Here is an 18,487-nt window from a genome sequence, read left to right as displayed (position 1 = left end):
GCCGATAGGTGATTCGGCAGCTCCCTTTTTTTCGCCGGGAAATTATTTGACATATTTGATTTGTGATCACATATTGGAGGCATAAGAACGACAACACAGGCTTTGACTCATGACAGATGGTCCGCTGCTCCTGCCCACCCTGCGCCAGGTCTCCCGCGATACCTTGCAAGACCAGGTCTATCGCCAGATCCGCGAAGCCTTGATGAGTGGCCGTTTCCAGCCCGGCCAGAAACTCACCATCCGTGGCCTGGCCGAAGCGCTCGGCTCCAGCCCCATGCCGGTGCGTGAAGCGCTGCAACGCCTCAGCGCCGAAAACGCCTTTGAAGTCACCGAGACCTCCCGTCTGCGCGTACGCCTGATGACCGTCGAACGCCTGCGCGAAATTCGTGATGCGCGGGTCGCCCTCGAAGGGTTACTGGCGGAAAAAGCCGTGCAGCTCCTGCAAAAAACCGACCTCGACGAAATCACCGACCTGTGCCAACAGATGCAACATGCCGCTGATGAAGTCGACGTGTCCCGCTACCTGTGGACCAACTTCGCTTTCCACCGGCGCATCTACGCGGTGGCCCAGGCCGAATTGACCATGGCTGCGGTGGAAAACTTCTGGCTGCACATGGGCCCGTGCTTTGCCTTGGTTGCCCCGGATAAAGCTCACCTGCAACGTTCGATGGAAGCGCACACGCGCATCGTTGAAGCCCTGGCCGCCCGCGATGGCGCCGGTGCCCGCGCGGCGGTGACCGATGACATCATGCAGGCCGCCGATTCCCTGGCGCGCCTGCTCGTCAAGAGCGACCGTGCGCGGTCGTCTGTTTCAGGAGGTAAACGTGCATGAGTGTCCTACAACGGCTGCAGCCCTATCCTGGGTTACGTGTATTGATTTCCGGCGGGGCTGCCGGGATTGGTGAGGTGTTGGCGGCGGCGTATCTGGAAGCCGGCGCCCAGGTGCATGTGTGTGATGTGAGCGAACCGGCCCTGGCGGCGTTCCGTGACAAGTACCCGGGCAGCATCGCCACCCGTGCCGACGTCAGCGATGCCGCGCAGATCGAGGCGGTCTTCAAGGTACAGCGCGAGCATTTCGGCGGCCTTGATGTGCTGGTCAACAACGCCGGGATCGCCGGGCCCACCGGTGGTATCGATGCGATCAGCGACGCCGAGTGGCAAGCCACCATCAATATCAACCTGACGGCGCAATACCGCTTTGCCCACCACGCGGTGCCGATGCTCAAAGAATCGTCCCACGGCCACTTGCTGCATATCGCCTCGGTGGCAGGACGCCTCGGCTACGCCTGGCGCACGCCGTATGCGGCGACCAAGTGGGCCATCGTCGGCCTGATGAAATCCCTGGCGTCGGAGCTGGGTGAGAGCGACATCCGCGTCAACGCCTTGCTGCCCGGTATCGTCGAAGGCCCGCGCATGGACGGCGTGATCCGTGCCCGGGCCGAACAGGTCGGCGTGCCCGAAGCCGAGATGCGCCAGGAATACCTCAACAAGATCTCCCTCAAGCGCATGGTCACCGCCGAAGACGTCGCGGCCATGGCCTTGTTCCTCTGTTCGCCCGCCGCACGCAACGTGACCGGCCAAGCGATCAGCGTCGACGGAAACGTCGAGTACCTGTAAGCCACGGAAGAACACACAGCGCTGGACCCAGGATTTTTTTCATAAGAATAAAAGTCGGAGAATCGTCATGTCCAAAAAACGCCCCGTCATTATTACCTGCGCCGTCACCGGTGCGATTCATACGCCGTCGATGTCGCCGCATTTGCCTATCACCGCCCAGGAAATTGCCGCCGCTGCCATTGGCGCCGCCGAAGCCGGCGCGGCCATTGTTCACCTGCATGCCCGTGACCCGATTGACGGCCGCCCCAGCCAGGACCCGGCGTTGTTCGCCGAATTCCTGCCGCACATCAAGGCCGCCAGTGACGTGGTGATCAACATCACCACCGGCGGCGCACCCACGATGGGCGTGGAAGAACGCCTGCAACCGGTGATGCAGTTCAAGCCGGAACTGGCCTCGCTGAACATGGGCTCGATGAACTTCGGCCTGTACGAAATGCTTAACCGCTTTACCGAGTTCAAGCACGACTGGGAGCGTCCGTACCTGGAAGAGAGTGACGACCGGATCTTCCGCAATACCTTCCGCGACATCACCCACATCCTCAATGCCTGCGCCGAGAACCGCACCCGCTTTGAAATCGAGTGCTACGACATCGGCCACCTCTACACCGCCGCGCACTTCCTGGAACGCGGCCTGCTCAAGCCGCCGTTGTTTATCCAGTCAGTGTTTGGGCTGCGTGGCGGTATCGGCAGCCACCCCGAAGACCTGGCGCACATGCGTCGTACCGCCGACCGCCTGTTTGGCGACGACTACGTGTGGTCGATCCTCGGTGCCGGGCGTGGGCAAATTCCGTTGGCGACCATGGGCCTGTCCATGGGCAGTAACGCCCGTGTCGGCCTGGAGGATTCATTGTGGGACGGCCCGGGCAAGCTGGCGGCCTCGAATGCCGACCAGGTGCGGCGCATTCGTACGGTGATCGAAGCCCTCGGCCATCGTGTCGCCACGCCAGATGAAGCGCGGGAAATCCTCGGGCTCAAGGGGCGTGACCACGTCAACTTCTAACCAGCTAAAGGCCGCGTAATCGCGCGGCCTGCATCCCGCACAACAACAATAAGGGGATCACACCATGCGTATCGAAGTGCTTGTGGACGTCAAGACCACCCTGGGCGAAGGCCCGGTATGGGACGTCGAACAACAACGGCTGTACTGGATCGACAGTGCCGACGGCCGCATCCTGCGCTGCACCGATGATGGTCGCGAGCTACGTGCCTGGGACGTGGGCCAGAAGATCGGCTCCATGGCCCTGCGCCATAACGGCGAGGCGGCCATCGTCGCCCTGCAAAACGGCGTGCACACCCTGGACCTCGCCAGCGGCGAACTGGCGCTGATCCAGGACCCGGAACCGAACCTGCCGAACAACCGCCTCAACGACGGCAAGGTCGACCGCCAGGGCCGCTTTGTGTTTGGCTCCATGGACACCCTGGAAGACAGCGCCAGCGCCAAACTCTACCGTCTCGACGCCGACTTGAGCCTGCACACCCTGGACGAAGGCATCATCGTCTCCAACGGCCCGTGCTGGAGCCCGTCGGGGGAGACCTTCTACTTTTGCGACACCTGGTCCGGCGAGATCTGGGCGTATGACTACGACCTCGCCACCGGCGCCGTGAGCAACCGCCGCACCTTCGCCAAGGTCGATACCGCCAGTGGCGGCGCGGCCGACGGCTGCACCGTGGACGCTGAAGGTTGCCTGTGGCAAGCGCTGGTCTACGCCGGGAAACTGGTGCGCTACACCCCGGACGGCCACGTCGATCGCATCATCCAGATGCCGGTAAAAAAGGTCACCAGCCTGACCTTTGGCGGGCCAAACCTGGACACCCTGTTTGTGACCTCCATGGCCAAGCCGCCGCTGCCGCGTTTTCCGGCCGACGGCCAGCAGCGCGGCGCGCTGTTCGCCATTACCGGGTTGGGCGTGCAAGGAATAGCCGAGCGACGATTCGCCAGCTAGCGCGTTGATTCAACAAGGCACCTTCCTTTGCAACCTTGTGTCAGTGCGCGCCCTCGCGCGCCTGGAGAGGCCCATGGCAACTTTAAAAAAAGCGTCGCTGCGCAGCATTCACCGGCATTCCTGGGTATCGCTGCTGGTCTGCTGGATGATCTGGATCCTCAACGCCTACGACCGTGAGATCGTGTTGCGCCTGGGGCCGACCATCTCCAAGCATTTCGATTTATCCGCCGACCAATGGGGCACCGTGGCCACGGTGGTCATGCTCGCGCTGGCCCTGCTGGATATTCCCGGTTCGATGTGGAGCGACCGCTACGGCGGCTGGAAACGTGCACGGTTCCAGGTGCCGTTGGTGCTCGGCTACACGGCGATCTCGTTCCTGTCCGGCTTCAAAGCCTTGAGCGGCAACCTCGCGACCTTTATCGCCCTGCGCGTCGGCGTCAACCTCGGCGCCGGCTGGGGCGAGCCGGTGGGCGTGAGCAACACCGCCGAGTGGTGGCCGGTGGAGCGTCGCGGGTTTGCCTTGGGAGCGCACCACACGGGTTACCCGATTGGCGCAATGCTCAGCGGCATCGTCGCCAGTTTTGTCATCACCGTGTTCGGCGAGGACAACTGGCGCTACGTGTTCTTCTTCGCCTTCGTGGTGGCGCTGCCGCTGATGATCTTCTGGGCGCGTTATTCCACAGCCGAGCGCATTACCGCGCTGTACGTCGACATCGCCGCCAAGGGCATGACCCCACCCGACAACGCCCCGGCCAGCACCGTGAAGGGCGAGGCCTGGCGCACGTTTGTCGCCACCTTGCGTAACCGCAATATTGCCCTCACGGCGGGCAATACGATGCTCACCCAAGTGGTGTACATGGGCGTCAACATCGTGTTGCCGGCCTACCTCTACAACATCGCCGGGCTGTCGCTGGCGGAGTCGGCAGGGATGAGCGTGGTGTTCACCCTCACCGGCATTCTCGGGCAATTGGTGTGGCCGTCGCTGTCGGACATCATCGGCCGGCGTACCACCCTGATCATCTGCGGGCTGTGGATGGCGGCGAGTGTCGGCGCGTTCTACTTCGCCAATACCCTGACGTTGATCATCGTCGTGCAACTGCTGTTCGGCCTGGTGGCCAACGCGGTGTGGCCGATCTACTACGCGGTGGCCTGCGACTCGGCCGAGCCGTCGGCGACGTCCACCGCCAACGGCATCATCACCACCGCGATGTTTATCGGCGGCGGCCTGGCGCCGGTACTGATGGGCAGCCTGATTGCCATGGGTGGCGGCTGGACCACCTTGCATGGCTACACCGTGTGTTTCTTCGTGATGGCCGGCTGCGCCCTGGGCGGCGCGCTGCTGCAACTGTTTTCCCATCGCCCGCAGGCCCTGGTTGTGCAACTCGAACCCTAGAACAACAGTGATGCGCCCCCCAGCCAGGCTGGCGGGGCGCCAAGAGGAATTGCCCAATGACTACCGCCACTTCGGCCCGCGACCCGCAGGCGCTGAACGCACTGATGTTCGCCAAGCTGATGCCCTTGCTGATCATCGCCTACATCCTGAGTTTTCTGGACCGCACCAACATCGCCCTGGCCAAGCATCACCTGGACGTCGACCTGGGCATTTCCGCGGCGGCCTACGGGCTGGGGGCCGGGCTGTTTTTCCTCACGTATGCTCTGTCGGAAATCCCCAGCAACCTGATCATGCATAAGGTCGGCGCGCGGTTCTGGATTGCCCGCATCATGGTGACCTGGGGCCTGATCTCGGCCGCCATGGCGTTTGTGCAGGGCGAGACGTCGTTCTACGTATTGCGCCTGCTGCTGGGCATCGCCGAGGCCGGTTTGTTTCCCGGCGTCATGCTCTATCTGACGTACTGGTTCAACCGTGAACAGCGGGCGCGGGCCACCGGTTATTTCCTGCTTGGCGTGTGCTTTGCCAACATCATCGGCGGCCCGGTGGGTGCGGCCTTGATGCGCATGGACGGTATGCTCGGCTGGCACGGCTGGCAGTGGATGTTCCTGCTCGAAGGCCTGCCGGCCGTGGCGTTTGCCTGGGTGGTATGGCGCAAGTTGCCGGACCGCCCGAGCAAGGCACCGTGGCTGACGGCTGAAGAGGCACGCGGCATCGAACAGCGCATCGCTGTGGAAACCGAGGAAGGTGCCGGGGAGGGCGGTCACGCGTTGAAAAACTGGCTGACCCCGCAAATCCTGCTGGCGATCTTTGTGTACTTTTGCCATCAGATCACCGTCTACACCGTGATTTTTTTCCTGCCGAGCATCATCAGCAAGTATGGCGAACTGAGCACCATGAGCGTCGGTTTGCTGACCTCATTGCCGTGGATCGCGGCGGCACTCGGTGCGGTACTGATCCCGCGTTTTGCCACCACGCCCGGACGTTGTCGTCGACTGTTGGTCACGGGGTTATTGACCATGGCGCTGGGCTTGGGCATTGCGTCGGTGTCGGGGCCGGTGTTCAGCCTGTTGGGCTTTTGCCTGTCGGCGGTGATGTTCTTTGTGGTGCAGTCGATCATTTTTCTGTACCCGGCCTCGCGCCTCAAAGGCGTGGCGCTGGCGGGTGGCTTGGGCTTCGTCAATGCCTGCGGGCTGTTGGGTGGGTTTGTCGGCCCCTCGGTGATGGGCGCAATTGAAATGAGCACCGGCAATGCCATGAACGGCTTGAAAGTCATCACCGTGGTGCTGGTGGTCGCCGCGCTGGCGGCGTTGCGCTTGCGTCAGGGCCAGGAGCCGGCACCTGCCACTCACGGGGTGCTGAAACCGGTGACGAAATAGGCAACCCCATGCGTCCACCGGCATAGACGCGGCCCTATTGCCTTTCTAAACTGCGGCTTGTCTTGGGGAAGGGGCAGGCGCCGATGAATCGCAATGAATTACGCAAGGCCGATATCAACCTGATGGTGGTCTTCGAAGCACTGATGCTCGAGCGCAATGTGACGCGGGTGGCCGAGAAGCTGTTTCTCGGCCAGCCGACCATCAGTTCGGCGCTCAACCGCCTGCGCACCTTGTTCAATGACCCACTGTTCATTCGCGTCGGCCATCGCATGGAACCCACCGCGCGCGCCGAGGAAATCATCCAGCACCTGTCGCCGGCCCTGGACTCACTGTCGTCGGCCCTGAGCCTGACCCACGATTTCGACCCGTCCATCAGCACCATGACCTTTCGCATCGGCCTGTCCGATGATGTCGAGTTCGGCCTGCTGCCACCGTTGCTGCGCGCCTTGCGCCAGGAAGCGCCGCAGGTGGTGTTCGTGGTGCAGCACGTGGACTACTGGCGGATTCCTGATCTACTGGCGTCCGGCGATATCACGGTTGGCATCACCCAGACCCGTGGCCTGCCGGCCAATGCCAAGCGCAAGCTGTTGCGCCACATTCGTCCGCGACTGCTGCGCGCCGATGCCTCGGACACCCCGCTGACCCTCGATGAATATTGCTCGCGCCCCCATGTGCTGGTGTCCCACACCGCCAATGTGTCCGGGTTTGCCGATGAGTGGCTGGCGGAAATCGGTCGCAAGCGCCATGTGGTGTTGTCGGTGCCGCAATACAGCGCGTTGCCGGCGTTGCTGGCCGGCACCGACCTGATCGCCAGTCTGCCGGACTACACCGCCGAAGCCATGGCGGTGTCGGGCAACCTGTTCTGTGAGCCGTTTCCGTTCGAGACGCCGACGTTGGATTTGTCCATGGTCTGGCTCAGCCATGTGGACACCGACCCGGCTGAACGCTGGGTGCGTTCGCGGCTGGAAGCGTTCATGAGTGATCGGGGCCTGGCGAACAACGCCTGAGGCTTTTATCCGTGCTATATCTAACAACTTTCCTACGAATGACTCGGAGTCATCCATGCCACACCTGCACCTGGAATACACCGCCAACCTGACAAACCTGGCCGTCGAGAAAACCCTGTTACGGCTCAATAACGTGCTGATGGCGTCCGGGCAATTCGGCTCCGAGTTCGATATCAAAAGCCGCGCCGTGAAGGTTGAGCATTTTCAGGTGGGCACCTCCCTCAACCCTCGCGGTTTCATCGCGGTGAAGCTGTCGCTGCTCAGCGGGCGTTCGCCGCAGGTCAAGCAGCAATTGTCGCAAAGCCTGCTGGCAGCATTGCAGGACCTGGGCGACTGGCCGGCGGATATACAGGTTCAGCTCAGCGTCCTGCTGGTCGACATGGATCGCGACTCCTACAGCAAAGTCGCGATTGGCTGACACGCCATCCATCGTGGCGAGGGAGCAATTTAAAATTTCACTCTAAAGTCTTGAGTCTCGCATAAGCCATTTCAGGCGAGCGCGCTCCTGTGGCGAGCGGGCTTGTCCCGCGTTGGGCTGCGCAGCAGCCCCAGAACCAGGCGCAGAGGAGTGCCTGATACACCGCATTCTTCTTCATTAGGGGCGCTTCGCGCCCCAACGCGGGACAAGCCCGCTCGCCACAGATGTCCCAGTTTGCTGCGCGACAGCGCTACGTCGAAGAGGTAGTGGGACCTCCCTTGCCACAGACGTTAGAGTAATCCCTGATCCGCACACACCTTCACCACCTGCTCACGAAACCAGGTATTGGCGCTGTCCTGTTCACTGCTTTCATTCCACTGCATATCCAGGGTGAACCCCGGCAACCCGTTGGGGGCCTCGCAGTGGCCGAATACCGTCGCGGGCGCCAGCAGTTTTTGCACGCGGCGCGGCAGGGTGACGATGAAGTCGGTGCCGGTGATCATCTTCAGGGCTGCGCTGTAGCTATTGGCCCGGGCGATCACCTGGCGCTTGTGGGACTGGCGCGCCAGCCAGCCGTCGATCATGTTGGTGTCGGACGTCCATGGCGTGGGGAACACGTGGCGTCGCTCGACGAACGATTGCAGGCTGAAGGCAGGCTCCCTGGGCGCCGAGCGTTTATCGAAGACGCAGACCAGGTCGTCCTCCAGCAGCATCTGGGTCTTGAAGTCTTTATGGGCACGGTGAAAGTGCGGGCCGAAGCAAATCACCAGGTCCAGGCGGCCCTCGCGCAGGTCGTCGGCGGGGATCTCGGTTTCGAGCTTCTGCACATTGACGATTACCGGCAGGTCCGCCCGGTCGAAATTCTTCAACAGACGCGGCAGGATCAGTTGTTCGAAGTACTCCGGCGCGCACACATTGAACGTCACGGCCTTTTGCGTGGGGTCGAAGGCCTGGCCACCGGCGTGGCACAGGTTGATGCTTTCGAGGATCTTCTGCACATGGGCGTACATGGTGGTGGCCTTGTACGTAGGACGCATGCCCGCGCGGGTGTTGATAAACAGCTCGTCTTCAAAACTGGTGCGCAGCTTCTTCAGGCTGTAGCTCACGGTGGACTGGCTGACGAATAGGGTTTCGGACACCTCGGTCACGCTGCTCTGGTCATAGACGGCGATAAACACCATCAAGTCCTGCATATCGAGTTTTCTGAGTAAGTTACTGTTTAACATCGGTTTCGTCCGTAAACCCCATGTACCGAAGTCAGTACAAGACAGCGCGAAAGCTTAACGGAACGAGCGTGCCAATAGAAAGCGCTGTAGGGCGCTTCTATGTTTTGTGTGGGACAAATACTGTTTGTAACGCGACCTCAGCGAATATGCTGCGCGTAATGCCTTGGGTTGAAGCGCGTGACAATCAGCAGCATCAGCACAATCACCGCGGTCAGGGACCACCAGGCCCATTCGAAGCTACCCAGTTGGTCGCGGATCATCCCGGCGATCAGCGGCGACAGGCCGGCAATCAGGTAGCCGATGCCCTGCACAAAGGCGGTCAGGGCCCCTGCGCGGCGCGGGTTATCGAGGTGGTCGAGGGACAGGATCAGGCTCATCGGGAACAACCCGCCGATACCCAGGCCCAGCAGGCACGGCCACAGCAAGCTGAGGTGTTGCGGGCTGAGGATCAAGCCGCAGAACCCAAGGATGATCAGCACCAGCAACACGGCCACCACCCCGCGTTTATCCCGGCGACGGTTGGCGATGGCCGGCGTGACCAGGCCGGACACCACCTCCATTGCGGTCAGGAAACCCAACAACAAACCGGCATTCTGTTCGCTCCAGCCTTGCTCCACGTAGTACGGCGCCAGCCACGCGAGTACACAGGTGTAGGACGCAGTACCGAGGCCGAAAAAAATCGCCAGCAACCAGGCGCGACCGTTGCCGAAAAACGACTCCTTAGGGCCGGCGGCGGCTTGGGGCAAGGGCGGCAATACCGAGCGCTGGGCGTACCAGAACACCAGGGCCAGCAGCGCCAGGCCTGCCCAGATTGCCAGGCCGATGCGCCAACTGCCGGTCTGCACCTGCACCCAGGGCGAGAACGCTGCCGCCAGCGCCGCGCCGCCCATGATGGCCGTGACGTAGAGGCCCATGAACAGCGAAACGTTGTCACTGAACCGCGACTTGATCAGGGCCGGCATCAGCGCCTGGATCATGGCGATACCCACACCGGCGGCGATGGCGCTGACGATCAACTCCAGGGCCGAATCCAGGAACAGCCGCGACACTGTCGCCACGCCAATCACCAGCAGTGACAGCAAAATGCTGCGGTGCTCGCCAAAACGCTTGGCCACGCCCATGCCAAAGAACATCGCCAGGCCCATGGCCATGACCGGCAACATGGTCAGCAACGCCGCGCTGCTGAAACTCAACGGCACCTCGCCGCGAATCGACGACAACAACGGCCCCACGGCGGCCATTGACGGCCGCAGGTTAAGGGCGACCAGCACGACGCTGATCATCAGCCATACGGCGGTGGTGGGTTTTGCCTGAACGTTTTCCATGGGCCTGCCTTGAATGAACAAGGGCGAATCAGGCCACGCATGGGGGAGGGGGGCAAATGAGAAAGTCGCAGGGGCTATCTAAAAATTGCAGTTAACGGAGATACCGCTATCGGGGCAAGCCCCCTCCCACAGTTGTTCTGCGCCGTCAGATAGACCGGATCACATGCTTGATCTCCTGAAACGCCGCCAGCCCCCACGGGCCCAGCTCGCGGCCGATACTGCTCTGCTTGTAACCACCCCATGCGGTCTGCGGGAAGATCACCTGCGGTGCGTTGATCCACACCAACCCGGCCTGCAAGGCATTCGCCACGCGCTCGGTGGTCTCGACGCTACGGCTGACCACGCTGGCCACCAGGCCGAAATCGCTGTCGTTGGCCAGGGCGATGGCCTCGTCCTCACTGGCAAAAGGTCGTACACACAGCACCGGGCCGAAGATTTCTTCGTTCCACAATGCACTGTCCAGCGGCACGTCGGTAAACACCGTCGGGCGAATGAAGTAGCCCTTCGCCAGATTCGCCGGGCGTTCACCGCCACACACCAATCGCGCGCCAGCCTCAACGCCACGTTGGATATGCCCCAGCACCCGCTGATACTGCACGCGGTTGATCAGCGCGCCCATTTCCACGTCGTCGGCAAACGGGTCGGCGACGCGAATCCCTTCAGCCCGTGCCTGCAAACGCTGCAGGAACTCATCCACCAGGCTGTCGGCCACCAGCACGCGGCTGGTGGCGGAACACATTTGCCCGGCGTTGAAAAAACTACCGCCACACGCCAGCTCCACCGCCAGGTCGAGGTCGGCATCCGCGAGTACCAGCAGCGAAGATTTACCACCCAATTCCAGGCTTACGCCCTTGATGGTTTCCGCTGCGCGTTGCATCACCTGCACCCCCACGGCGTTGCTGCCGGTGAAGGAAATCTTCGCCACGCGACGGTCTGCGGCCAACGGTGCGCCAACGGCCAACCCGGTGCCGCACACCAGGTTGAACACCCCCGCCGGGATGCCAGCGTCAGCGATGATTTGCGCCAACTGCAACTCCGCCAACGGCGTGACTTCCGACGGTTTGAGCACCACGCAGCAACCGGCGGCGAGGGCCGGGGCGAGTTTCCATGCGGTGGTGACCATCGGGAAATTCCACGGCACGATCAGCCCTACCACGCCGCAGGGCTCACGGCGCAGGCGCGCACTGAAGTCATCGCTGGGCAGCGCCACCGACAGGTCCTGACCAGCGTCCATGGCGTCGGCGATACCGGCGTAGTACTCGAACGTGGCGATCACGTCGTCCACATCGATGCCGGCTTCAAAGAGTGGCTTGCCGTTGTTGCTCGACTGCAGGTGCATCAGCTGTTCGCGCTGCTCGCTGACACCTTGGGCGATTTTGCGCATCAGGCTGGCGCGATCACGGCCGGTACTTTTCGACCAATCGATAAAGGCCGCACTGGCCGCATCGACGGCTTGGGTCACGGCCTGCGCATCGCCGACGCTGATGCGCGCCAGAGTCGCCTCGGTGGCCGGGTTGATCACCTCCAGCACGTCGTGGCCTGCACGCCATGCGCCATCGATATACACACCGTTCAATACTGCGCTCATACCGCTACCTCCTGCATCCATAGGTTCTGGTCGATCTCAATCAGCGTCGGCCCCTGGCGATCGGCGGCGGCGCGCAAGGCGTTGCTTAGCTGTGCAACGCTGTGAGCGCTGTCGGCAGCACTGCCGAGGGCCTTGGCCACGCCGATAAAGTCCGGGGTGTAGATGTCCACGCCGACCGGTTCGATGGCGCGGTTGAGCATGTATTTCTTGATCTCTTCATACCCCTGGTTATTCCACAGCAGCACGATGATCGGCGTGCGCGCTTCCACCGCGCTGGCCAGTTCCGGCAGGGTGAATTGCAGCCCGCCGTCGCCGATCAAACACACCACCGGCTGCCCATCGCCACGGCCCAGCCAGGCGCCGATGGCGGCCGGCAGGGCGTAGCCCAAGGTGCCGTAGCCGGTGGAGGAGTTGAACCAGCGGCGCGGCTGGTCGAGGTTCAGGGTCAGGTTGCCGCTGTACACCGGTTGGGTCGAATCGCCCACCAGCACGACGCCCGGCAGTGTCTCCAGCACCGTGTTGAGGAACAGGGTTTGCGCGCGGGTGGCGGCGTCCCAGGAGAGGCTCAGTTCGGCCCACAGACGGGCGACGCGCTGAGCGCCCCAGTCGGTGTGACGAGGGGGTAGCGGCGTGCGGTTTAATTCGGCCAGCAAGGCATCGGCGGCGATCTGCGCATCGGCCACCAGTGCGAGGTGCGGCGGGTAGTTGCGCACGGTCTGGTCGGGGTCGATATCGACGCGCAGCAGCGCACCGGGTATCTCGAAGCCACCGGCGAAGGTCACGTCGTAGTCGGTCTCGGCCAGCTCGGTGCCGATGGCCAGCACCACATCGGCCTCAGCCACCAGCGCGCGGGTAGCGACCAGGGACTGGGTCGAGCCGATCAGCAGCGGATGATCGGAAGGCAGCATGCCCTTGGCATTGATGGTCAGGGCCACTGGCGCGCCGAGGGTTTCGGCCAGGCGGGTCAGTTCGGTGGCCGCCTCAATCGCGCCACCACCGGCCAGGATCAGCGGGCGTTTGGCGGCGGCGAGCAACTGGCTCATCTGCTTGACCGCCGACGGTGCCGCACCGGCACGGGCGACGCTGACCGGTTGACTGCCGAGCAGTGCATCGGCGTTCTCCACCAGCACATCCAACGGAATCTCGATATGCACCGGGCGCGGCCTGCCGGCCTGGAACAACGCAAACGCCCGCGCCAGCACGGCGGGCAACTCCGCTGCCGACATCAACGTATGGGAGAACGCCGCCACGCCGGCCATCATCGCGCCCTGGTTCGGCAGCTCATGCAGCTTGCCGCGCCCACCGCCCAATTGGCTGCGCGATTGCACGCTGGAAATCACCAGCATCGGGATCGAGTCGGCATAGGCCTGGCCCATGGCGGTGGTGATATTGGTCATGCCGGGGCCGGTGATGATGAAACACACGCCCGGCTTGCCGCTGGTGCGCGCATAACCGTCAGCCATAAAACCGGCGCCCTGTTCGTGGCGCGGGGTGACGTGGCGGATGCTCGAGCGGGCCAGGCCGCGATACAGCTCCACGGTGTGCACGCCGGGAATACCAAACACCTGGTCCACCCCGTAGCTTTCCAGGAGGTTGACCAATACTTCGCCGCAGGTCGCCATAGGTGTCGCTCTTGTTATGGATTCGTGGCGGTATTGGAACGGCTGGCCCGTAGCGGCAACAATCGATAAAAAGTCATACTAGCCATGTCCTCACGTCATGGCTGCGACCTTATGAAACGCCTTCCGCCACTGCCCGCGTTGCATACCTTCTGGGTCACGGCCCAGTGCTGCAACTTCACCCGCGCCGCCGAGCAACTGCACATCACCCAAGGCGCGGTGAGCCGGCAGATCGCCGGGTTGGAGAGCCATTTGGGCTACGCCTTGTTCCAGCGCCAGGCACGGGGGTTGAGCCTGACTGAAGAAGGTCGCGAGTGGTCGCAACGGGTGCAGCAGGTGTTTGGCCTGCTCGGTGACGCGGTGGAGCAGATCGGCAGTCGTCGCCACACCTTGCAAATCAAGGCATCCACCTGTGTGATGCGCTGGTTGTTGCCGCGCTTGATGCAGTGGCAAAAGGAACGCCCGGACGTGCCGGTGGAACTCACCACCACCGTGGCCTACAGCGTGGATTTTCGTCGCGAGCAATTCGACGCAGCGGTGATCTATGCGCCCATTGCCGAGCAGTCGGCCGAGGCGCGGCATTTGTTCGATGAGCAACTCACCCCGGTCTGCGCCCCCACGCTGCTCGCCGGTTTGCACACCCCGGCGGACCTGCAGCAACAGGTGCTGCTGCACCCCACGCGGGACGAGCGCGATTGGGCGCGGTGGCTCAAGGCGGCGAATACGCGGTTGAGCAATGTGAGCCAGGGGCATCATTTCGAGACGTTGGATTTGGCGATGAACGTTGCCTCCCAGGGCTCCGGGGTGGCGATGGGCGACAGTGCGTTGATGGGCGAGGATCTGAAGGCGGGGCGCTTGGCGATGCCGTTTGAACTGCGGGTGCCGACGGGCAAGGGCTATTACCTGGTGTATCCGCCGGGGACGGTGCCGTCGGCAGGGCTTGAAGCGCTGATGGATTGGTTAGTGAGCCAGGCGCAGCAGTCGTAGGCGCTGAAGATCCAAATGTGGGAGGGGGCTTGCTCCCGATAGCGGTGTGTCAGTCAAAGAGGCTCCAACTGAACCACTGCTATCGGGAGCAAGCCCCCTCCCACATTTCTTGACCGCGTTGGGTCAGTAGCCGACGGTGAAGCGCTGGCGGGAATGTTTCGGTGCTTCCACTTCGTCGATCATGGCGATGGCGTAGTCGGCAAAGCTGATCGAGCTGGTACCGTCACTGCTCACCAGCAAATCATCCTGGCCCAGGCGGAATTTACCGGTGCGTTCGGTGCCATCGAACAAGGCCGACGGCGACAGGAACGTCCAATCCAATTCCTTTTCCTGGCGCAGCACATCGAGAAACGCGGCCCCTGCACTGGCTTCGGCTTTGTATTCAGCCGGGAAGCCCTCGCTGTCGATCACGCGTCCGCCACCCGGCAGCAGCAACGAACCGGCACCGCCGACCACCAGCAGGCGTTTCACTCCGGCTTTTTTCACCGGGCCAATCACGGCGTTGGCGGGCAGGGTGGCGAAATGTGCCGCACTGATCACCACATCGCTGCCGCTGATGGCTTGTTCCAGGGCATTGGCATCCAGTGCATCAACCTGCTTGACGGTGACGCCGGGGCGTACAGCCAGCTTGTCGGTGTTACGCGCGATAGCCACCGCGCTATGCCCACGACGCAGTGCTTCTTCCAGCAATTGGCTGCCGGCACGGCCGGTGGCTCCAATGATTGCGATCTTGCTCATGACGTTCTCCAGTACGGTTAGGGTTTAAAAGCCATTCACCACTTCATTTCGCCCTTGGCGACTTTGGCGCTCAGTTCCAGCGAGCTTTCGTCGGCGAGGGTGGGGTAACGCTTTTTCATCGCCGCGATCAGGGCGGCGGAGTCCTTGGCCTTGGCGGTTTCTACGTCGAAGGCCTTGATGTAGTCGGCAGTAAAGGCCACGGATTTCGGCGATGGCGTGCCCAGGTAGTGGCCCGGAATCACCGTGCGTGGCTTCAGCTGTTCGATGCGTTGCAGGGTGGCGAGCCAGTCTTTATGGGATTGCGCGCTTTGGGTGTCAGCCATCCACAGGTGGATGTTTTGCGCGACCACGACGCCCCCGACCACGGCCTTGATCGACGGGATCCACACAAAGCTGCGGTCCGGCTGCGGGCCGTCCAGGCCGATCACCTCCAACTGCTGCCCTTCAAGGGTCAGGCTGTGGCCTTGCAGCACCTGCGGCACGATGGTTTTGCCGGGTTTGTCTGCACCCATTTTCGGGCCCCAGAACTCCAGTTTGCCGGCCACGGTGGCGTTGATATGGTCGACCACCGGTTGCGGCGCCAGCACCTTGGCGTCGGGGAACGCGGCGGTCAGGGTGTCGAGGCCGAAGTAGTAATCCGGGTCGCCGTGGCTGATGTAGATGGTGGTCAGGTGCTTGCCGCTGGCACGGATCTTCTGCACCAGTTGTTCGGCCTGGCCTTTGCCGAATTGGGCGTCGACCAGGATCGCGTCTTTGGCGCCGCTGACCAGCACCGAGCTGACCGGGAAGATCGCGGCCTCGCCTGGGTTGTACACGTCGAGGGTCAGGTCAGCCGCTGCGGCATGGCCGGCGAACGCCAAGGCAGCGGTGAAGGTCAAGCGCTTGAGGGTTGAGAACATCGGGCAGCTCCAGCAGTCGATTCAAAGGATGCACAGAGCTTAGTTGCACTAAACAAGACTAAAAATGCGATGCTGGGACATAGTTTGTTTCTGAAATCGGGCAAATCATGGATCGTCTTCAAGCAATGCGCGTGTTTGTCACGGTGGTGGACCTGGGCAGCCAGTCCGCTGCCGCCGACCATCTGGACCTGTCGCGCCCAGTAGTGTCGCGTTACCTGGCCGAGTTGGAAGACTGGGTCGGCGCGCGCCTGTTGCACCGCACCACACGCAAGCTCAGTCTTACGGCGGCCGGTGGCGAAACCCTGCCACGGTGTCGGCAACTGCTGGAATTGTGCGGCGATATGCAGGCCGCCGTCAGCGAGCCCGATGACGCGCCCCGTGGCCTGTTGCGCCTGAGTGTCAGCACCTCGTTCGGCCAGGCGCAATTGGCCGAGGCCATCGCCGAGTACGTCACGCGCTATCCCTTAGTGACCATTGACCTGCAAATGCTCGACCGCACGGTGAACCTGGTGGACGAGCGCATCGACCTGGCCATCCGCACCAGTAACGACCTGGACCCGAATCTGATCGCCCGGCGCCTGACGGTTTGTCGCTCCGTGGTGTGCGCAACCCCGGCGTACCTGTTGGAGCACCCGGCGCCGCAGAAAGTCGAAGACCTGGCCCGGCACAACTGCCTGACCCACTCGTACTTCGGCAAAAGCCTGTGGCATTTCGAAGAACACGGCGAGCACGTGTCGGTGCCGGTGCACGGCAATATCACCGCCAACGAAGCCAGTACGCTGTTGCGCGTCACGTTGGCCGGCGCGGGTGTGGCGATGCTGCCCAGCTATCAGGCCGGCGATCACATTCGTCGCGGTGAACTGGTGCGCCTGCTGCCCGCCGCAGAACCCCGGCAGATGAACATCTACGCGGTGTATGCGTCGCGCAAGCACATGCCGTCGGCGTTGCGCAGCCTGCTGGATTTCCTGGTGCTGAGGTTTCCGGAAACACCCGCGTGGGATGTGGGGCTCTGAGCCGACATAAACGTGTTGAATGTCGTCCAATAATGGCAACTCGCCCTGACTGGCCTATGCTTTAAACAGCACCGAATAGATCCGCTCAGAGGTCTGTGCCATGAGCATTAAAACCAGAAAATACCTGATGATTTTTTTCCTCTGCGCCCTGGCGACCGGCCTGTATGGCACCGCCGCCTACCGCGTGGAGCAGACCCGGATGCAGCCGACCTTTGCGATCAGTTGCCATCAGGACCAATGCGTGCCCCACATCGGCAGCTTCAGCGCTCTGCGCTGAAGCTGCAGCAGCCGGCTAGTTGTGGGGTGTTTCGGTCTTGAGTTGCTCGCGAAACGCCTTGGGTGAAAACCCGACCCGTCGGCGAAACAACCGAGAGAAGTTGGTCGGGTCGGAAAACCCCAATACCTGCGACATCTCGTTGATCGTCATGCTGGTATAAGTCAGCAGGCGCTTGGCTTCCAGCAACTGGCGGTCATGCATGATCTGCAATGCCGGTTGCCCGCCCAATTCCCGACACGTCCCGTTCAAGTGTGAGACCGAGATCCCCAGCTTGTGGGCCAAATCTTCAATCTTCGGATGCTCGCGGTAATGCTGCTCGACCAGTTGGGTAAAGCGCCGAAAATACTCGCGCCCGCGCGGTGCACGGGGATGGCGCAGTTGAATGGCCTGGCGGCTGATCCACACCAGCAGCACGCTGACCAGGGCATGCATCATCATGTCCCGGGCCGGTTGTTCATCGGCGTATTCATCCTGTAGCCGCGCGAACAGGCTGTTGAGGTAGTCGCTGTCCTTGCCCGCCGGGTAACTGCCCAGCGCCTGCAGACCGTCCACCGTCGCGCCCAACTGCGCCTGCAGATGGCTGACCAGCGGCGCCGCCAGGGTCACGACGTAACCTTGCACATCTTGCGCAAACCGAAAGCCATGCACACACAGCGGCGGCAGCACCTGCAAGGTCGCTTCGCTGAGGGTGCTGCGCTTGCCTTCGATCTCCAGTTGCGCCTGGCCTTTGTGCACGTACAGCAACTGGCACAGATCCGCGTGCCGGTGGGGTTGGATTTCCCACTCGTATTCCCGGCTGCGTCGGGAAATGGTTTCGCAGTGCAACAAATCGGGCGTCGGCCATTGCTGGCTTTCCCCGTAAAGCTTGAAGACCGGAATCGCGGTTTTGGTCATGGTTTTTATCCGATACTCAGAAGAGTGGTGCGGTAATCGCCCCAATTGGCAAAAAGCGCAGACTTTGTCTCAGTTTTCACCTTCTTATGCTGCTCACTCAAGTGAAAAATGTCAGCAACAAAACCAATGACAACTCTTTCACTTGATCCGTTCGGGTGGAACATGCG

At 62.3% G+C, this 18,487-nt stretch carries 18 protein-coding genes; 11 read left to right on the top strand and 7 right to left on the bottom strand.

Going from position 1 to position 18,487, the window contains the following annotated elements; translation table 11 throughout:
* Window positions 1-109 precede the first annotated feature (109 nt).
* The 8 genes from AD670_RS20935 to AD670_RS20900 all read left to right on the top strand — a co-directional run bounded on the left by AD670_RS20935 (window position 110) and on the right by AD670_RS20900 (window position 7,754).
* Window positions 110-832, top strand: a complete 723-nt coding sequence (locus AD670_RS20935; RefSeq protein WP_053136733.1) for a GntR family transcriptional regulator — start codon at window positions 110-112, stop codon at window positions 830-832.
* Complete coding sequence (locus AD670_RS20930; protein ID WP_053136730.1) at window positions 829-1,617, top strand: SDR family oxidoreductase; 789 nt, start codon at window positions 829-831, stop codon at window positions 1,615-1,617. The genes AD670_RS20935 and AD670_RS20930 overlap by 4 nt, the downstream gene beginning before the upstream one ends.
* A 67-nt stretch (window positions 1,618-1,684) precedes the next feature.
* Complete coding sequence (locus tag AD670_RS20925; protein WP_053136728.1) at window positions 1,685-2,617, top strand: 3-keto-5-aminohexanoate cleavage protein; 933 nt, start codon at window positions 1,685-1,687, stop codon at window positions 2,615-2,617.
* A gap of 64 nt (window positions 2,618-2,681) precedes the next feature.
* On the top strand, window positions 2,682-3,560 hold the full coding sequence (locus tag AD670_RS20920; protein WP_053136725.1) for an SMP-30/gluconolactonase/LRE family protein: 879 nt from the start codon (window positions 2,682-2,684) through the stop codon (window positions 3,558-3,560).
* 73 nt (window positions 3,561-3,633) lie between these two features.
* Window positions 3,634-4,953, top strand: a complete 1,320-nt coding sequence (locus tag AD670_RS20915; protein ID WP_053136722.1) for an MFS transporter — start codon at window positions 3,634-3,636, stop codon at window positions 4,951-4,953.
* A gap of 56 nt (window positions 4,954-5,009) precedes the next feature.
* Window positions 5,010-6,329, top strand: coding sequence for an MFS transporter (locus AD670_RS20910; protein ID WP_053136720.1), 1,320 nt, complete (start codon window positions 5,010-5,012; stop codon window positions 6,327-6,329).
* Between the two features lie 83 nt (window positions 6,330-6,412).
* Entirely contained in the window at window positions 6,413-7,336 is a 924-nt protein-coding gene (locus AD670_RS20905) for a LysR substrate-binding domain-containing protein (RefSeq protein WP_053136717.1), read from the top strand.
* Window positions 7,337-7,391: 55 nt separating this feature from the next.
* Window positions 7,392-7,754 (top strand): 5-carboxymethyl-2-hydroxymuconate Delta-isomerase, encoded by a 363-nt coding sequence (locus AD670_RS20900; RefSeq protein WP_053136714.1) that lies wholly within the window; start codon window positions 7,392-7,394, stop codon window positions 7,752-7,754.
* Between the two features lie 290 nt (window positions 7,755-8,044).
* On the opposite strand, the gene AD670_RS20895 is transcribed toward AD670_RS20900, so the two are convergent.
* The 4 genes from AD670_RS20895 to AD670_RS20880 all read right to left on the bottom strand — a co-directional run bounded on the left by AD670_RS20895 (window position 8,045) and on the right by AD670_RS20880 (window position 13,515).
* A complete protein-coding gene (locus AD670_RS20895; RefSeq protein WP_053136711.1) occupies window positions 8,045-8,980 on the bottom strand; it encodes a LysR family transcriptional regulator in 936 nt (311 codons plus the stop codon).
* 137 nt (window positions 8,981-9,117) lie between these two features.
* The gene (locus AD670_RS20890) at window positions 9,118-10,305 is read right to left on the bottom strand and encodes a cyanate transporter (protein ID WP_053136709.1); all 1,188 of its coding nucleotides are present in this window, start codon (window positions 10,303-10,305) and stop codon (window positions 9,118-9,120) included.
* Window positions 10,306-10,450: 145 nt separating this feature from the next.
* Complete coding sequence (locus AD670_RS20885; RefSeq protein ID WP_053136706.1) at window positions 10,451-11,893, bottom strand: aldehyde dehydrogenase family protein; 1,443 nt, start codon at window positions 11,891-11,893, stop codon at window positions 10,451-10,453.
* The gene (locus AD670_RS20880; protein ID WP_053136703.1) at window positions 11,890-13,515 is read right to left on the bottom strand and encodes a 5-guanidino-2-oxopentanoate decarboxylase; all 1,626 of its coding nucleotides are present in this window, start codon (window positions 13,513-13,515) and stop codon (window positions 11,890-11,892) included. Before AD670_RS20880 ends, AD670_RS20885 begins: the two co-directional genes overlap by 4 nt.
* 111 nt (window positions 13,516-13,626) lie before the next feature.
* Between AD670_RS20880 and AD670_RS20875 the strand changes: the two genes are divergently transcribed.
* On the top strand, window positions 13,627-14,499 hold the full coding sequence (locus AD670_RS20875; RefSeq protein ID WP_053136700.1) for a LysR substrate-binding domain-containing protein: 873 nt from the start codon (window positions 13,627-13,629) through the stop codon (window positions 14,497-14,499).
* Window positions 14,500-14,622: 123 nt separating this feature from the next.
* On the opposite strand, the gene AD670_RS20870 is transcribed toward AD670_RS20875, so the two are convergent.
* Both AD670_RS20870 and AD670_RS20865 read right to left on the bottom strand, forming a co-directional pair.
* Window positions 14,623-15,237, bottom strand: a complete 615-nt coding sequence (locus tag AD670_RS20870; RefSeq protein WP_053136697.1) for an NAD(P)-dependent oxidoreductase — start codon at window positions 15,235-15,237, stop codon at window positions 14,623-14,625.
* Window positions 15,238-15,272: 35 nt separating this feature from the next.
* Window positions 15,273-16,136, bottom strand: coding sequence for an MBL fold metallo-hydrolase (locus tag AD670_RS20865; RefSeq protein WP_053136694.1), 864 nt, complete (start codon window positions 16,134-16,136; stop codon window positions 15,273-15,275).
* Between the two features lie 107 nt (window positions 16,137-16,243).
* On the opposite strand from AD670_RS20865, the gene AD670_RS20860 reads away from it, so the two are divergent.
* Entirely contained in the window at window positions 16,244-17,149 is a 906-nt protein-coding gene (locus AD670_RS20860; protein ID WP_053136691.1) for a LysR family transcriptional regulator, read from the top strand.
* Between the two features lie 100 nt (window positions 17,150-17,249).
* Window positions 17,250-17,426, top strand: a complete 177-nt coding sequence (locus tag AD670_RS31715) for a hypothetical protein (RefSeq protein WP_172681510.1) — start codon at window positions 17,250-17,252, stop codon at window positions 17,424-17,426.
* Between the two features lie 15 nt (window positions 17,427-17,441).
* Here the strand turns inward: AD670_RS31715 and AD670_RS20855 are convergent, their stop codons facing one another.
* Window positions 17,442-18,320 (bottom strand): helix-turn-helix domain-containing protein, encoded by an 879-nt coding sequence (locus AD670_RS20855; protein WP_053136688.1) that lies wholly within the window; start codon window positions 18,318-18,320, stop codon window positions 17,442-17,444.
* Between the last annotated feature and the right edge of the window lie 167 nt (window positions 18,321-18,487).

Origin of the sequence: Pseudomonas sp. MIACH (assembly GCF_001269925.1) — a bacterium.
Classification (GTDB): Bacteria; Pseudomonadota; Gammaproteobacteria; order Pseudomonadales; family Pseudomonadaceae; genus Aquipseudomonas.
This window is presented reverse-complemented; position numbering and strand designations above follow the sequence as displayed.

Excerpts from the sequence above, each read along its gene's own strand:
- AD670_RS20935 (WP_053136733.1), top strand. The coding sequence starts at position 110 with ATGACAGATGGTCCGCTGCTCCTGCCCACCCTGCGCCAGGTCTCCCGC.
- AD670_RS20930 (WP_053136730.1), top strand. The coding sequence starts at position 829 with ATGAGTGTCCTACAACGGCTGCAGCCCTATCCTGGGTTACGTGTATTG.
- AD670_RS20925 (WP_053136728.1), top strand. The coding sequence starts at position 1,685 with ATGTCCAAAAAACGCCCCGTCATTATTACCTGCGCCGTCACCGGTGCG.
- AD670_RS20920 (WP_053136725.1), top strand. The coding sequence starts at position 2,682 with ATGCGTATCGAAGTGCTTGTGGACGTCAAGACCACCCTGGGCGAAGGC.
- AD670_RS20915 (WP_053136722.1), top strand. The coding sequence starts at position 3,634 with ATGGCAACTTTAAAAAAAGCGTCGCTGCGCAGCATTCACCGGCATTCC.
- AD670_RS20910 (WP_053136720.1), top strand. The coding sequence starts at position 5,010 with ATGACTACCGCCACTTCGGCCCGCGACCCGCAGGCGCTGAACGCACTG.
- AD670_RS20905 (WP_053136717.1), top strand. The coding sequence starts at position 6,413 with ATGAATCGCAATGAATTACGCAAGGCCGATATCAACCTGATGGTGGTC.
- AD670_RS20900 (WP_053136714.1), top strand. The coding sequence starts at position 7,392 with ATGCCACACCTGCACCTGGAATACACCGCCAACCTGACAAACCTGGCC.
- AD670_RS20895 (WP_053136711.1), bottom strand. The coding sequence starts at position 8,980 with ATGTTAAACAGTAACTTACTCAGAAAACTCGATATGCAGGACTTGATG.
- AD670_RS20890 (WP_053136709.1), bottom strand. The coding sequence starts at position 10,305 with ATGGAAAACGTTCAGGCAAAACCCACCACCGCCGTATGGCTGATGATC.
- AD670_RS20885 (WP_053136706.1), bottom strand. The coding sequence starts at position 11,893 with ATGAGCGCAGTATTGAACGGTGTGTATATCGATGGCGCATGGCGTGCA.
- AD670_RS20880 (WP_053136703.1), bottom strand. The coding sequence starts at position 13,515 with ATGGCGACCTGCGGCGAAGTATTGGTCAACCTCCTGGAAAGCTACGGG.
- AD670_RS20875 (WP_053136700.1), top strand. The coding sequence starts at position 13,627 with ATGAAACGCCTTCCGCCACTGCCCGCGTTGCATACCTTCTGGGTCACG.
- AD670_RS20870 (WP_053136697.1), bottom strand. The coding sequence starts at position 15,237 with ATGAGCAAGATCGCAATCATTGGAGCCACCGGCCGTGCCGGCAGCCAA.
- AD670_RS20865 (WP_053136694.1), bottom strand. The coding sequence starts at position 16,136 with ATGTTCTCAACCCTCAAGCGCTTGACCTTCACCGCTGCCTTGGCGTTC.
- AD670_RS20860 (WP_053136691.1), top strand. The coding sequence starts at position 16,244 with ATGGATCGTCTTCAAGCAATGCGCGTGTTTGTCACGGTGGTGGACCTG.
- AD670_RS31715 (WP_172681510.1), top strand. The coding sequence starts at position 17,250 with ATGAGCATTAAAACCAGAAAATACCTGATGATTTTTTTCCTCTGCGCC.
- AD670_RS20855 (WP_053136688.1), bottom strand. The coding sequence starts at position 18,320 with ATGACCAAAACCGCGATTCCGGTCTTCAAGCTTTACGGGGAAAGCCAG.